Below are 12,702 nucleotides of genomic sequence, written 5' to 3' on the forward strand. Positions count from 1 at the left end.
TATTGCCGATTTAATATTGAGCATTGCGTAAAAAAAATATCACTGGATACATTATGGTACCCTCAACATTTTCTCGTTTGAAAGCCGCGCGTTGTCTGCCTGTTGTTCTGGCAGCCCTGATTTTCGCCGGTTGTGGCACCCATACCCCCGATCAGTCCACTGCCTACATGCAGGGGACGGCGCAGGCCGATTCTGCCTTTTATCTACAGCAGATGCAGCAAAGCTCTGATGATACCAGGATCAACTGGCAATTACTCGCCATTCGTGCACTGGTGAAAGAAGGCAAAACCGGGCAAGCGGTGGAATTGTTTAATCAGCTACCGCAAGAACTAAACGATACCCAGCGTCGCGAGAAAACGCTGCTGGCGGTAGAAATCAAGCTGGCGCAAAAAGATTTTACTGGTGCACAGACCTTGTTGGCAAAAATCACGCCGACCGATTTAGAACAAAACCAGCAAGCGCGCTACTGGCAGGCGAAAATCGATGCCAGCCAGGGACGTCCTTCCATTGAATTACTGCGTGCGTTAGTCGCCCAGGAACCTCTGCTCGGCGCGAAGGAAAAGCAACAGAATATTGACGCTACCTGGCAGGCGCTATCGTCCATGACCCAACAGCAGGCGAATACGCTGGTGATTAACGCCGACGAAAATATCCTGCAAGGCTGGCTGGATCTGCAACGCGTCTGGTTTGATAACCGTAACGATCCCAACATGATGAAAGCCGGGATCGCCGACTGGCAAAAACGTTATCCGAACAACCCTGGCGCGAAAATGCTGCCAACGCAGTTGGTAAACGTAAAAGCGTTCAAACCAGCGTCAACCAATAAAATCGCCCTGCTGCTGCCGTTGAATGGTCAGGCTGCGGTATTTGGTCGCACAATTCAGCAAGGCTTTGAAGCGGCGAAAAACATTGGCACTCAGCCAGTGGCGGCTCAGGTAGCTGCCGCACCTGCCACTGACGTAGCAGAACAACCCCAGCCACAAACCGTGGATGGCGTTGCCAGCCCGGCACAAGCCTCGGTTAGCGATCTAACGGGTGAAGAAACCGCAGCGCAGCCGGTGCCTGTAAGCGCCCCTGCGGCAAGTACTGCGGCGGTAAGCACGCCAGCGAATCCAGCCGCAGAACTGAAAATCTACGATACCTCATCACAACCGCTTAGCCAGATCTTAAGCCAGGTTCAGCAGGACGGCGCGAGCATTGTGGTCGGTCCGCTGCTGAAAAATAACGTTGAGGAGTTGCTGAAGAGCAACACGCCACTGAACGTACTGGCGCTGAATCAGCCGGAAAATATCGAAAACCGCGCTAATATCTGTTACTTCGCGCTATCGCCGGAAGATGAAGCACGCGATGCGGCACGTCATATTCGTGACCAGGGGAAACAGGCGCCGCTGGTGCTGATCCCGCGCAGTTCGCTTGGCGACCGCGTAGCAAACGCCTTCGCGCAAGAGTGGCAGAAATTGGGTGGCGGCACCGTTCTGCAACAAAAATTTGGTTCCATCAGCGAATTACGCGCGGGCGTGAACGGCGGCTCCGGCATCGCCTTAACGGGTAGCCCGATTACCCCCAGAGCGACAACCGATTCCGGCATGACCACAAACAATCCGACGCTGCAAACCACACCAACCGATGACCAGTTCACTAATAACGGTGGTCGTGTCGACGCGGTCTATATTGTGGCAACGCCGGGCGAAATCGCTTTCGTCAAACCGATGATCGCCATGCGTAACGGCAGCCATAGCGGCGCAACGCTGTACGCCAGTTCCCGCAGCGCACAAGGCTCTGCTGGCCCTGATTTCCGACTTGAGATGGAAGGATTACAGTACAGCGAGATCCCGATGCTGGCAGGCGGTAATCTACCGTTAATGCAGCAGGCACTAAGCGCAGTGAATAACGATTATTCGCTGGCTCGCATGTATGCAATGGGTGTTGATGCATGGTCGCTGGCAAATCATTTCTCACAAATGCGCCAGGTTCAGGGTTTTGAAATCAACGGTAATACCGGAGGTCTGACGGCTAACCCGGATTGCGTGATTAACAGGAAGTTATCATGGCTACAGTACCAACAAGGTCAGGTAGTCCCCGCCAGTTAACCACTAAACAGACCGGCGATGCGTGGGAAGCGCAAGCGCGTCGCTGGCTGGAAGGCAAAGGACTGCGGTTTATCGCCGCTAACGTGAACGAGCGTGGCGGCGAGATCGATCTGATAATGCGTGAAGGCCAGACCACCGTTTTTGTCGAAGTGCGCTACCGCCGCTCTGCCCTTTACGGCGGCGCGGTAGCCAGTGTGACCCGCAGCAAACAACACAAATTATTACAGACTGCCCGCTTGTGGCTCGCGCGTCATAATGGGAGTTTTGATACTGTGGATTGCCGGTTCGATGTGGTAGCCTTCACCGGGAATGAGGTTGAGTGGATTAAGGATGCCTTTAATGACCACTCATAATTAAGGTTTAAGGATTAGCGTGCAAGAAAGAATTAAAGCTTGCTTCACTGAAAGCATTCAAACTCAAATTGCGGCGGCAGAGGCGCTTCCGGATGCCATCTCCCGTGCAGCCATGACGCTGGTTCAGTCTCTGCTCAATGGCAACAAAATCCTCTGTTGTGGTAATGGAACCTCCGCTGCCAACGCACAGCATTTTGCTGCCAGCATGATCAACCGTTTCGAAACGGAGCGGCCCAGCCTACCTGCCATTGCACTAAATACTGATAATGTTGTCTTAACGGCGATTGCCAACGATCGCTTACATGATGAAGTGTATGCAAAACAGGTGCGGGCGCTGGGTCATGCGGGAGATGTATTGTTAGCCATTTCCACCCGTGGCAACAGCCGCGATATTGTAAAAGCGGTAGAAGCTGCCGTTACGCGTGATATGACCATTGTGGCATTAACCGGCTATGACGGCGGTGAACTTGCAGGTTTGTTAGGGCCACAGGATGTGGAGATCCGCATTCCTTCGCATCGTAGTGCTCGCATTCAGGAAATGCATATGCTGACGGTAAATTGCCTGTGCGATCTGATCGATAACACGCTTTTCCCTCACCAGGATGATTAAGGAGAATACATGAAGGCATTATCGCCAATCGCAGTCCTTATTTCCGCGCTGCTGTTGCAAGGTTGTGTTGCCGCTGCCGTAGTGGGTACCGCTGCTGTGGGTACCAAAGCCGCAACTGACCCACGCAGTGTCGGCACCCAGGTGGACGATGGTACCCTGGAAGTGCGCGTGAACAGCGCATTGTCGAAAGACGAACAGATTAAGAAAGAAGCGCGCATTAATGTAACGGCCTATCAGGGCAAAGTGCTGCTGGTTGGGCAGTCACCAAACTCTGAGCTTTCGGCTCGCGCCAAACAGATTGCTATGGGCGTAGACGGTGCCAACGAAGTGTATAACGAGATTCGTCAGGGCCAGCCGATTGGTCTGGGCGAAGCGTCTAACGATACGTGGATCACCACCAAAGTGCGTTCGCAGCTCTTAACCAGCGATCTGGTGAAATCGTCCAACGTGAAAGTGACCACCGAAAATGGTGAAGTGTTCCTGATGGGGCTGGTGACTGAACGTGAAGCGAAAGCAGCGGCAGATATTGCCAGCCGGGTGAGCGGCGTGAAGCGTGTAACCACAGCGTTTACGTTTATTAAATAGCAGCCCTTGTAATGCCTGATGCGACGCTTGCCGCGTCTTATCAGGCCTACAACGATACAAACGTAGGTCGGATAAGGCGTTTACGCCGCATCCGACTGCCGTTGCCTGATGCGACGCTTGCCGCGTCTTATCAGGCCTACAACGATGCAAACCGTAGGTCGGATAAGGCGTTTACGCCGCATCCGACATGTTTTCCCTCAAATTAGAACAACAGCGCCAGCCCGCCGACAATCACGCCTGACACTGCCACCATCGCCCCCGTCAGCCATAAGGCTTTCGCCGGGAACGATTTGCGCAGCATTATCAACGACGGCAAACTTACCGCTGGAAGCGTCATCAACAATGCCAGCGCCGGAGCAGTTCCCATACCTGCCAGCATCATCGTTTGTACAATCGGAATTTCTGCTGCCGTGGGAATGACAAACAAGCATCCTGCTACCGCCATCGCCACCACCCACATCAGGCTGTTATCGACAGCGCCATCGGCATGGGGGAATAACCAGACGCGAGCGGCACCCAACACCAGTACAGCAAGGATATAAACCGGGATCGTACTCCAGAAAAGCGTCCATAGCGCCCTGCCCCAGCGGCTAAAAAACCCGCCCTGCACTTCCGGCATGTCAATTTCGACCGGTGCCTGCGTTTGCGGTGTTTCACGCACCCATTTTTGCACCAGCGTCGCAATCAGCAACACCATCACCAGCCCCGCCACCAGACGAATCGCGGCAAAGCCCCAGCCAAGGACAAAGCCCATAAACACCAGCGTCGCCGGGTTTAACAACGGATTACCCATCCAGAATGCCAGCGCGCCACCCATCGACACCTGCTGGCGACGCATCCCTGCCGCGACCGGAGCCGCACAGCAGGTACACATCATGCCCGGCAGCGAAAACAGCGTTCCCAGCAGCGTGCCGCGAAAGCGCGATTGCCCAAGCGTGCGCAGCAGCCAGTCACGCGGGATCAGCACCTGAATCAACGAGCCGAGAAGCACCCCCAGCACCGCCGCTTTCCATACCGCGAGGAAATAGATCATCGCGTAATCCCACGCCGCCTGCCACGGATTAGCATCCGCCTGCGCAAGGATAGATTTACCGATACTGTGGGTTTCAGCGGCAGTAAACGCTTTGCCGTAGTAAGGTTGCCATTTCACATACCAGAGACCGGCAATGACAACGAGAAAGAAAAGCGCGGGTTTCCACCACTGAATGGGCGTTGCCGCCTGAGATGAAGACTGACCAGTCATAGCATTCCCCAGGAATAAGTTATGATAATTGAGCGCGTGAATATTACGCTCACTATCATTTCTTGGGAATAATTATTCAGCTCTTTTGCGTAATTCTGAAGAGCTTAAAATAGTCACACCTTCATGCTCGGGCCGCATCGCCTCTGCCAGCATGACCCGCGCCACGTCTCTCGCATCAATGGATTTCCAGTTACCGGGTAACAAACGGAACAGCGGCGCAAAAAGCGTTTCGTTCATTCGCTGTTTGCTACGATCGCCCAGTAACATCGACGGGCGAGCAATGGTCAATTTCGGCCAGTTCTGGGCAATTAATGCTTCTTCCATCTCCCCTTTGACGCGGTTATAGAAAAACGGCGAGTGGGCATTGGCACCCATAGCACTGACCACCAGCATATGCTGCGCGCCCAGCCGCCGCCCGGTTAATGCGGTGTCCACAACCAGCGTGTAATCGGCATGAATAAACGCCTCTTTGCTCCCCGCTTCTCGCCGCGTGGTGCCGAGACAACAAAACACAATGTCGATGGGATCGGTGACCTGCGCCAGCGCGTCGGTCAGTTGCGGGTCATGGGGATTAAACACCCCTGGCATATCGCCCAACGGGCGTCGCGTCGGCGCGGCTATGGCGTTAACTTTCGGTTCGTTAATCAACATCCGCAGCAGGTGACCGCCCACCAGCCCCGTTGCGCCTGTAATCAGTACCTGACTCATCTTCGCTCCTTTACAGAATTGTCCGCCTTGCGCTCCCTAGTACATGCACCAGGCTTAATAGTCTACGAGGTAATTATCCCCGATCGTGAGAAATTCGCCTCATCCAATGCAACAACGCGGAGGAAACATGAGTAAGAAGATTGCCGTTTTAATCACTGATGAATTTGAGGATTCAGAATTCACTTCACCCGCAGACGAGTTCCGTAAAGCCGGACACGAAGTGATTACCATTGAAAAACAAGCGGGTAAAACGGTGAAAGGCAAAAAAGGAGAAGCCAGCGTGACCATCGATAAATCCATCGATGAAGTGACGCCAGCGGAGTTTGATGCCCTGCTGCTACCGGGCGGTCATTCACCAGATTATCTGCGTGGCGACAACCGTTTTGTCACCTTTACCCGAGATTTTGTGAATAGCGGCAAACCTGTTTTCGCCATCTGTCACGGCCCGCAGCTGCTGATCAGCGCCGATGTGATTCGGGGGCGCAAACTGACCGCGGTTAAACCGATCATTATTGATGTTAAAAACGCGGGCGCAGAATTTTACGATCAGGAAGTAGTGGTCGATAAAGATCAGCTGGTTACCAGCCGGACGCCGGACGATCTGCCAGCGTTTAACCGCGAGGCGTTACGCCTGCTCGGTGCCTGAGCCGCGTAGCCAGACCAGTTTTTTACCAAAGCCCAGCGTGTTGTCGGTGAATTTGATTTCATCGAGCCGGATTTCCCACACCGGGGCCGGCAGCATTCTGGCAACCGGAAAGCGACGATTGTACGCCTTGCGCGCAAGGTCGCTTTCCTCACCTTCCAGCCTGCGGATCTCGCCTTTAAACTGCACACCGCGAATTAACGCTACCGTTTTCGGCTGACCGTTTACCGTTCCGGCCACCGCCGCCTGCGGCCCGCTCATCTGCGCATGACGCGTTTTTTCTTCCGTCAAAATGTAGAAGGCGACTTTCTGCGCATCAAAAAGATAAAAGGCATTGGCGCACCACAGTTCCCCTTCCTGCTGCACACACCAGGTGACAACATGTTGTTTTGCCAGCCAACGGCTGATGGCGGTGAGTGTTTCCATTGCTGTTCTCTTTTATACTGTGGGCCAGACCTTAACATGTGACGCAGACGATGACACCCTGGTTTCTTTACTTGATCCGTACCGCCGACAATAAGCTTTATACCGGGATCACCACGGATGTCGAACGCCGCTATCAGCAGCACCAAAGCGGCAAAGGGGCGAAAACACTGCGCGGGAAAGGTGAACTAACGCTGGCGTTTTCCGCGCCAGTGGGCGATCGTTCGCTGGCGCTACGGGCAGAATATCGCGTTAAGCAACTGACAAAACGGCAAAAAGAGCGTCTGGTAGCGGAAGGCGCAGGGTTTGCAGAGCTATTAAGGAGTCTGCAAACCCCGGAGATTAAAAGCGATTGAAGTGATCGTGATACTCAACCAGCCCGGTTACGCCGTTCAGCGCGTCATCCGCTAAACGATGTACCTGGAAGGCGCTTTCAGTGCCCGGCCAGCGACAACGCAAATCGTGATGCGCAGCCAGCTCAAAGCCGAAACGACTGTACAGCGCAGGATCGCCCAGCGTCACCACTGCGGCATAGCCGAACTCATTAAGCGAATCGAGTCCTTCATAGACCAGTTGGCGTGCCAGCCCCTGTCCACGGTATTTTTCATCAACCGCCAACGGAGCCATGCCGACCCATTGCAGGTCTTCGCCCTGCACATCAACCGGACTGAATGCCACATAGCCAATGACCTGACCTTCGTCATCTGTCGCCACCAGGCCCAGCGTCAGAAAGCCATCTTCACGCAGATCGTGAACCAGCTTCGCTTCCGCATCGCTTTCGAATGAACGACGCAGCAGGGCATCAATACCCGGCGCATCAATGGGAATTTCTACTCGAATTAGCATGGTTCACCTACCGATGTCTGTTTGGTTTCAGGCGCGGTTTTCATTCCCGCCTCAACAAAATCCGCCAGTTGCAGCAGCATCATACGTAAGGCTTTCGGCATCTGCTCCAGTTCAATGGCGTCCATCAGGTTTTTCACATACAGCCCCAGCTCCGTATCGCCTTCAATCATCAGCCGACGCTGGAAGAAGAGCGTGTCTGGATCTTGTTTACGCGCCGCAATCATCAGCAGATCGCTGGCGTCGGCACTAAAACTCACATCAGCTTGCGCGTTCTGGCTGACCACCAGTTTGCCATTCACCACCGAGGTAAACCATTGCAGGTCAATATCACGCACATGAATACTTAACCAGCGGCCTTCAAGAAACTCCAGCTCGCCGTCGTCCAGCGCCTGACGGAATTGCCAGCTTAAGACCTGCTCAAGAACCTTGCGTTTAAGCGCAAATGGCGTCAGTTTTACCGGTACACTCAACAGAGATGGCCCCAAATGCACAATGCGGGAACGCAGTTTATCCAACACGAGTTTTACTCCCTGCTTCAACAATCATCCTATTTTGCCATATTGGAAAAATAACATAGCGGTATAAATCAACAATTCCATATGAAATTGCTGCTACCACCAATACAACTTTTACTGCCTTAAATCAAAAATTGTCGCAGCAGGGTTAACTAAAATCCCAGTTCGTTAACATTTTTGCGCTTTGACTGCGCAACCTTCAGGAAAAATTATGGAGCTGCTCTGCCCTGCCGGAAATCTCCCGGCGCTTAAGGCGGCCATCGAAAACGGCGTAGATGCTGTTTATATCGGGCTAAAAGATGATACTAATGCCCGCCACTTCGCCGGCCTTAACTTTACCGAGAAAAAATTGCAGGAAGCGGTGAGTTTTGTTCATCAACATCACCGCAAACTTCACATCGCAATTAACACTTTTGCGCATCCGGACGGTTACGCCCGTTGGCAGCGCGCCGTGGATATGGCGGCGCAGCTGGGTGCCGACGCGCTGATCCTCGCCGACCTCGCCATGCTGGAGTACGCCGCCGAGCGATACCCGCATATTGAGCGTCACGTATCGGTGCAGGCTTCGGCGACCAATGAAGAGGCGATTAACTTTTATCATCGCCATTTTGACGTTGCTCGCGTGGTGCTGCCGCGCGTGTTGTCGATTCATCAGGTAAAACAACTGGCGCGTGTTACCCCTGTACCGCTGGAAGTGTTCGCTTTCGGCAGCCTGTGCATTATGTCGGAAGGGCGTTGCTATCTGTCGTCGTATCTGACGGGTGAGTCGCCCAACACCGTGGGCGCGTGTTCTCCGGCCCGTTTCGTGCGCTGGCAACAAACGCCTCAGGGGCTGGAATCCCGCCTGAACGAAGTGCTGATCGACCGTTATCAGGACGGCGAAAACGCAGGTTATCCGACGCTGTGTAAAGGGCGTTATCTGGTGGACGGCGAGCGTTATCACGCGCTTGAAGAACCAACCAGTCTCAATACCCTGGAACTGCTGCCGGAGTTAATGGCGGCGAATATTGCTTCGGTGAAAATTGAAGGCCGCCAGCGTAGTCCGGCGTATGTCAGCCAGGTGGCGAAAGTCTGGCGTCAGGCTATCGACCGTTGTAAGGCCGATCCGCAAAACTTCATACCGCAAAGCGCGTGGATGGAGACGCTCGGGTCGATGTCCGAAGGCACGCAGACCACCCTTGGCGCGTATCACCGTAAATGGCAGTGAGAAAAGCAATGAAATATTCCTTAGGGCCAGTGCTGTGGTACTGGCCAAAAGAGACGCTGGAAGAATTTTATCAGCAGGCCGCCGCCAGCAGCGCCGACGTGATTTATCTTGGTGAAGCGGTATGCAGCAAGCGCCGGGCAACCAAAGTTGGCGACTGGCTGGAGATGGCAAAATCGCTCGCCGGAAGTGGCAAGCAGATTGTGCTCTCCACGCTGGCGCTGGTGCAGGCATCCTCCGAACTGGGCGAACTGAAACGCTATGTTGAGAACGGTGAGTTTCTGATTGAAGCCAGCGACCTCGGCGTGGTGAATATGTGCGCTGAACGCAAACTGCCGTTCGTCGCCGGACATGCGCTGAACTGCTACAACGCGGTGACGCTGAAAATATTGCTTAAACAGGGCATGATGCGCTGGTGTATGCCGGTGGAGCTTTCCCGCGACTGGCTGGTGAATCTGCTTAATCAGTGCGATGAGTTGGGCATTCGCAACCAGTTTGAAGTGGAAGTCCTGAGCTACGGTCACCTGCCGCTGGCCTACTCCGCCCGCTGCTTTACCGCGCGTTCGGAAGATCGCCCGAAAGATGAGTGCGAAACCTGCTGCATTAAGTATCCGAACGGGCGCAACGTGCTGTCGCAGGAAAACCAACAAGTGTTTGTACTCAATGGCATTCAGACCATGAGCGGCTACGTTTACAACCTCGGTAACGAGCTGACATCCATGCAGGGATTGGTTGATGTGGTCCGCCTGTCACCGCAGGGTACTGACACTTTTGCGATGCTCGACGCCTTCCGCGCTAATGAAAATGGCGCTGCGCCACTGCCGTTGACGGCAAACAGCGACTGTAACGGCTACTGGAGACGGTTGGCGGGGCTGGAGCTGCAAGCCTAAGCAAATAGCTCACTTTGTTAACAACTTTAACTACTCTTTAATGCAGTATTAAAGATTAATCGGTAACAAAGTGAGCTGTTATGACTGATAAAACCATTCCGTTTTCGCTACTCGATCTGGCCCCCATTCCCGAAGGTTCTTCGGCGCGAGAAGCGTTCTCCCACTCTCTCGATCTCGCCCGTCTGGCTGAAAAGCGCGGCTATCATCGCTACTGGCTGGCGGAACACCACAATATGACCGGCATTGCCAGTGCTGCCACGTCGGTGTTGATTGGCTATCTGGCGGCGAATACCACCACGCTGCATCTGGGTTCCGGCGGCGTGATGTTGCCTAACCACTCACCGTTGGTGATTGCCGAACAGTTCGGCACGCTCAATACGCTCTATCCGGGGCGAATCGATTTGGGGCTGGGTCGTGCGCCGGGTAGTGACCAGCGAACCATGATGGCGCTACGTCGTCATATGAGCGGCGATATTGATAATTTCCCCAGCGATGTCGCGGAGCTGGTGGACTGGTTTGACGCCCGCGATCCCAATCCGCATGTGCGCCCGGTACCGGGCTATGGTGAGAAAATCCCGGTGTGGTTGCTAGGCTCCAGCCTTTACAGTGCGCAACTGGCAGCGCAGCTTGGTCTGCCGTTCGCGTTTGCCTCACACTTCGCGCCGGATATGCTGTTCCAGGCGCTGCATCTTTATCGCAGCAACTTCAAACCATCGGCACGGCTGGAAAAACCGTACGCGATGGTGTGCATCAATATTATCGCTGCCGACAGCAACCGCGACGCTGAATTTCTGTTTACCTCGATGCAGCAAGCCTTTGTGAAGCTGCGCCGCGGCGAAACCGGGCAACTGCCGCCACCGATTCAAAATATGGATCAGTTCTGGTCGCCATCCGAGCAGTATGGCGTGCAGCAGGCGCTGAGTATGTCGCTGGTGGGCGATAAAACGAAAGTGCGTCATGGCTTGCAGTCGATCCTGCGCGAAACCGACGCCGATGAGATTATGGTTAACGGGCAGATTTTCGATCACCAGGCGCGGCTGCATTCGTTTGAGCTGGCGATGGATGTTAAGGAAGAGTTGTTGGGATAGTGTGTTTTAACGCGGGAAGCCTTATCCGAGCTGGCAACGCAGTCCTACGTAGGCCTGATAAGCGAAGCACATCAGGCATTGTGTAGGCAGCAGACATGTCGGATAAGGCACCGCTGATTACTGATACACCGGCAGTAAATTAAAGCTCGATAAAATATGGATCAGTGCGTTACCAACGCCAAACACCAGAATCAGCACGATCATCGGTTTGCCGCCCCAGACGCGGAATTTCGGGCTGCCAAAGCGTTTACGCGATGCGCGGGCCAACAGCGCCGGAACTATTGCCGCCCAGATGGTAGCCGCTAAACCAGCATAACCAATGGCGTACAGGAATCCGTTCGGGAACAGCAGGCCACCCACAACAGGCGGGGCAAAGGTCAGCAACGCTGTTTTCAAACGGCCCATAGCCGAGTCGTCGAAACCAAACAGATCTGCCAAATAGTCAAACAAACCCAACGTTACGCCAAGGAACGAACTCGCTACCGCAAAGTTTGAGAACACGACCAGCAGAAGGTCCAGACTACGGCTGTTCAGCACGCCGCTTAACGCCTGTACCAGCACATCAATATTGCCGCCCTTCTCGGCGATGCCGATAAACTCCGGACGAGGGATGTTGCCCATTGTCGCCAACAACCAGATGGTATACAGCGCCAGCGCCATCAGCGTACCGTACACCAGGCATTTCACGATGGTTTTCGGATCTTTGCCGTAATACTTCATCAGGCTTGGCACGTTACCGTGATAACCAAACGACGCCAGGCAGAACGGCAGGGTCATCAGCAAATACGGCGCATAAGATGCATTGCTTTCGGCGACGTTGAACAATGTCGCAGGCTGTACATGCCCCAGCAGGCTACCGAAGGTGAGGAAGAAGGTAATGACTTTCGCCCCCAGCACAATCGCCGTCATCCGGCTGACCGCTTTGGTGCTCAACCACACCACAAACGCCACCAACAGTGCAAAACCAAAACCCGCCGCGCGTGCCGGGACGTTCAGCGACATCTCCGCGAAGGTGTGATGCAGAATCGAACCACTGGCAGAAATATAGGCATAGGTCAGGATATAGAGCACAAAGGCAATGGAAATGCCGTTGACCACGTTCCAGCCTTTGCCCAGCAAATCTTTGGTGATGGTGTCAAAACTCGAACCGATCCGGTAATTCAGGTTAGCTTCCAGAATCATCAATCCGGAATGCAGCATGCAGAACCAGGTGAAGATCAGCGCCGCCATTGACCAGAAGAACCACGCACCGGACATGACCACTGGCAGAGAAAACATCCCTGCGCCAATAATGGTGCCGCCGATAATCACCACGCCGCCAAGCAGCGACGGTGACGTTTGGGTGGTGGTTAGTGTTGCCATGAGGGCTTCTCTCCAGTGAAAAATAGTGCGACTGCGTTGTTATGTATTGCACTGTACCAGTACACGAGTACAAAAGACAGAAAAAAAGCCCCGATTGTTAAAATCGGGGCTGTATATTTTACTTTACGGCAGAGTTCTGCAG

Annotated in this window: 15 protein-coding genes; 9 read left to right on the forward strand and 6 right to left on the reverse strand. The window is 54.0% G+C overall.

Features of this window, described 5'->3' with window-relative positions; translation table 11 throughout:
* Positions 1–53: 53 nt before the first annotated feature.
* The 4 genes from lpoA to dolP are packed head-to-tail and all read left to right on the forward strand — an operon-like array spanning position 54 to position 3,638.
* Complete coding sequence (lpoA, locus tag D9736_RS20905; protein WP_130259094.1) at positions 54–2,090, forward strand: penicillin-binding protein activator LpoA; 2,037 nt, start codon at positions 54–56, stop codon at positions 2,088–2,090.
* Positions 2,048–2,443, forward strand: coding sequence for a YraN family protein (locus D9736_RS20910; RefSeq protein ID WP_130219225.1), 396 nt, complete (start codon positions 2,048–2,050; stop codon positions 2,441–2,443). Before lpoA ends, D9736_RS20910 begins: the two co-directional genes overlap by 43 nt.
* Positions 2,444–2,462: 19 nt before the next feature.
* Positions 2,463–3,053, forward strand: coding sequence for a DnaA initiator-associating protein DiaA (gene diaA / locus D9736_RS20915; protein WP_001158034.1), 591 nt, complete (start codon positions 2,463–2,465; stop codon positions 3,051–3,053).
* Positions 3,054–3,062: 9 nt separating this feature from the next.
* Positions 3,063–3,638, forward strand: coding sequence for a division/outer membrane stress-associated lipid-binding lipoprotein (gene dolP, locus D9736_RS20920; RefSeq protein WP_000646037.1), 576 nt, complete (start codon positions 3,063–3,065; stop codon positions 3,636–3,638).
* A gap of 202 nt (positions 3,639–3,840) precedes the next feature.
* Here dolP and D9736_RS20925 read toward each other — a convergent pair whose 3' ends face one another.
* Together D9736_RS20925 and D9736_RS20930 are read right to left on the reverse strand one after the other, a co-directional pair.
* Positions 3,841–4,881, reverse strand: a complete 1,041-nt coding sequence (locus D9736_RS20925; protein WP_130259095.1) for a permease — start codon at positions 4,879–4,881, stop codon at positions 3,841–3,843.
* A 72-nt stretch (positions 4,882–4,953) separates the two neighbouring features.
* Complete coding sequence (locus D9736_RS20930; protein ID WP_000084526.1) at positions 4,954–5,589, reverse strand: NAD(P)H-binding protein; 636 nt, start codon at positions 5,587–5,589, stop codon at positions 4,954–4,956.
* A gap of 127 nt (positions 5,590–5,716) precedes the next feature.
* On the opposite strand from D9736_RS20930, the gene yhbO reads away from it, so the two are divergent.
* Entirely contained in the window at positions 5,717–6,235 is a 519-nt protein-coding gene (yhbO, locus tag D9736_RS20935) for a protein/nucleic acid deglycase (protein ID WP_000037608.1), read from the forward strand.
* On the opposite strand, the gene D9736_RS20940 is transcribed toward yhbO, so the two are convergent.
* Positions 6,215–6,658 carry a YhbP family protein gene (locus tag D9736_RS20940; RefSeq protein ID WP_130259096.1) on the reverse strand — a complete coding sequence of 148 codons (444 nt, stop codon included), beginning with the start codon at positions 6,656–6,658 and terminating at the stop codon, positions 6,215–6,217. The two genes, yhbO and D9736_RS20940, sit on opposite strands and share 21 nt — an antisense overlap.
* Before the next feature lie 50 nt (positions 6,659–6,708).
* On the opposite strand from D9736_RS20940, the gene yhbQ reads away from it, so the two are divergent.
* On the forward strand, positions 6,709–7,011 hold the full coding sequence (gene yhbQ / locus D9736_RS20945; protein WP_130259097.1) for a DNA damage response exodeoxyribonuclease YhbQ: 303 nt from the start codon (positions 6,709–6,711) through the stop codon (positions 7,009–7,011).
* On the opposite strand, the gene D9736_RS20950 is transcribed toward yhbQ, so the two are convergent.
* Together D9736_RS20950 and D9736_RS20955 are read right to left on the reverse strand one after the other, a co-directional pair.
* Positions 6,998–7,501 carry an N-acetyltransferase gene (locus D9736_RS20950; protein WP_000908553.1) on the reverse strand — a complete coding sequence of 168 codons (504 nt, stop codon included), beginning with the start codon at positions 7,499–7,501 and terminating at the stop codon, positions 6,998–7,000. The genes yhbQ and D9736_RS20950 overlap by 14 nt on opposite strands.
* Entirely contained in the window at positions 7,495–8,019 is a 525-nt protein-coding gene (locus D9736_RS20955) for an SCP2 domain-containing protein (protein WP_130259098.1), read from the reverse strand. Before D9736_RS20955 ends, D9736_RS20950 begins: the two co-directional genes overlap by 7 nt.
* A 208-nt stretch (positions 8,020–8,227) precedes the next feature.
* Between D9736_RS20955 and D9736_RS20960 the strand changes: the two genes are divergently transcribed.
* The 3 genes from D9736_RS20960 (at position 8,228) to D9736_RS20970 (ending at position 11,198) form a co-directional block, all read left to right on the forward strand.
* Positions 8,228–9,223, forward strand: a complete 996-nt coding sequence (locus D9736_RS20960) for a peptidase U32 family protein (RefSeq protein WP_130259099.1) — start codon at positions 8,228–8,230, stop codon at positions 9,221–9,223.
* A gap of 8 nt (positions 9,224–9,231) precedes the next feature.
* Positions 9,232–10,110, forward strand: coding sequence for a U32 family peptidase (locus D9736_RS20965; protein WP_001361201.1), 879 nt, complete (start codon positions 9,232–9,234; stop codon positions 10,108–10,110).
* Between the two features lie 80 nt (positions 10,111–10,190).
* Entirely contained in the window at positions 10,191–11,198 is a 1,008-nt protein-coding gene (locus D9736_RS20970) for a luciferase-like monooxygenase (protein WP_130259100.1), read from the forward strand.
* Between the two features lie 117 nt (positions 11,199–11,315).
* Here D9736_RS20970 and mtr read toward each other — a convergent pair whose 3' ends face one another.
* Complete coding sequence (mtr, locus tag D9736_RS20975; protein ID WP_130204608.1) at positions 11,316–12,560, reverse strand: tryptophan permease; 1,245 nt, start codon at positions 12,558–12,560, stop codon at positions 11,316–11,318.
* Positions 12,561–12,702: the final 142 nt, after the last annotated feature.

Source organism: Escherichia sp. E10V10, from assembly GCF_004211985.1.
Taxonomy (GTDB): domain Bacteria; phylum Pseudomonadota; class Gammaproteobacteria; order Enterobacterales; family Enterobacteriaceae; genus Escherichia.

Bases quoted from the DNA above. Each gene is read 5' to 3' on its own strand.
- D9736_RS20965 (WP_001361201.1), top strand. From the start codon at position 9,232: ATGAAATATTCCTTAGGGCCAGTGCTGTGGTACTGGCCAAAAGAGACG.
- lpoA (WP_130259094.1), top strand. From the start codon at position 54: ATGGTACCCTCAACATTTTCTCGTTTGAAAGCCGCGCGTTGTCTGCCT.
- D9736_RS20970 (WP_130259100.1), top strand. From the start codon at position 10,191: ATGACTGATAAAACCATTCCGTTTTCGCTACTCGATCTGGCCCCCATT.
- D9736_RS20925 (WP_130259095.1), bottom strand. From the start codon at position 4,881: ATGACTGGTCAGTCTTCATCTCAGGCGGCAACGCCCATTCAGTGGTGG.
- D9736_RS20910 (WP_130219225.1), top strand. From the start codon at position 2,048: ATGGCTACAGTACCAACAAGGTCAGGTAGTCCCCGCCAGTTAACCACT.
- D9736_RS20930 (WP_000084526.1), bottom strand. From the start codon at position 5,589: ATGAGTCAGGTACTGATTACAGGCGCAACGGGGCTGGTGGGCGGTCAC.
- yhbQ (WP_130259097.1), top strand. From the start codon at position 6,709: ATGACACCCTGGTTTCTTTACTTGATCCGTACCGCCGACAATAAGCTT.
- dolP (WP_000646037.1), top strand. From the start codon at position 3,063: ATGAAGGCATTATCGCCAATCGCAGTCCTTATTTCCGCGCTGCTGTTG.
- mtr (WP_130204608.1), bottom strand. From the start codon at position 12,560: ATGGCAACACTAACCACCACCCAAACGTCACCGTCGCTGCTTGGCGGC.
- D9736_RS20940 (WP_130259096.1), bottom strand. From the start codon at position 6,658: ATGGAAACACTCACCGCCATCAGCCGTTGGCTGGCAAAACAACATGTT.
- yhbO (WP_000037608.1), top strand. From the start codon at position 5,717: ATGAGTAAGAAGATTGCCGTTTTAATCACTGATGAATTTGAGGATTCA.
- D9736_RS20950 (WP_000908553.1), bottom strand. From the start codon at position 7,501: ATGCTAATTCGAGTAGAAATTCCCATTGATGCGCCGGGTATTGATGCC.
- D9736_RS20960 (WP_130259099.1), top strand. From the start codon at position 8,228: ATGGAGCTGCTCTGCCCTGCCGGAAATCTCCCGGCGCTTAAGGCGGCC.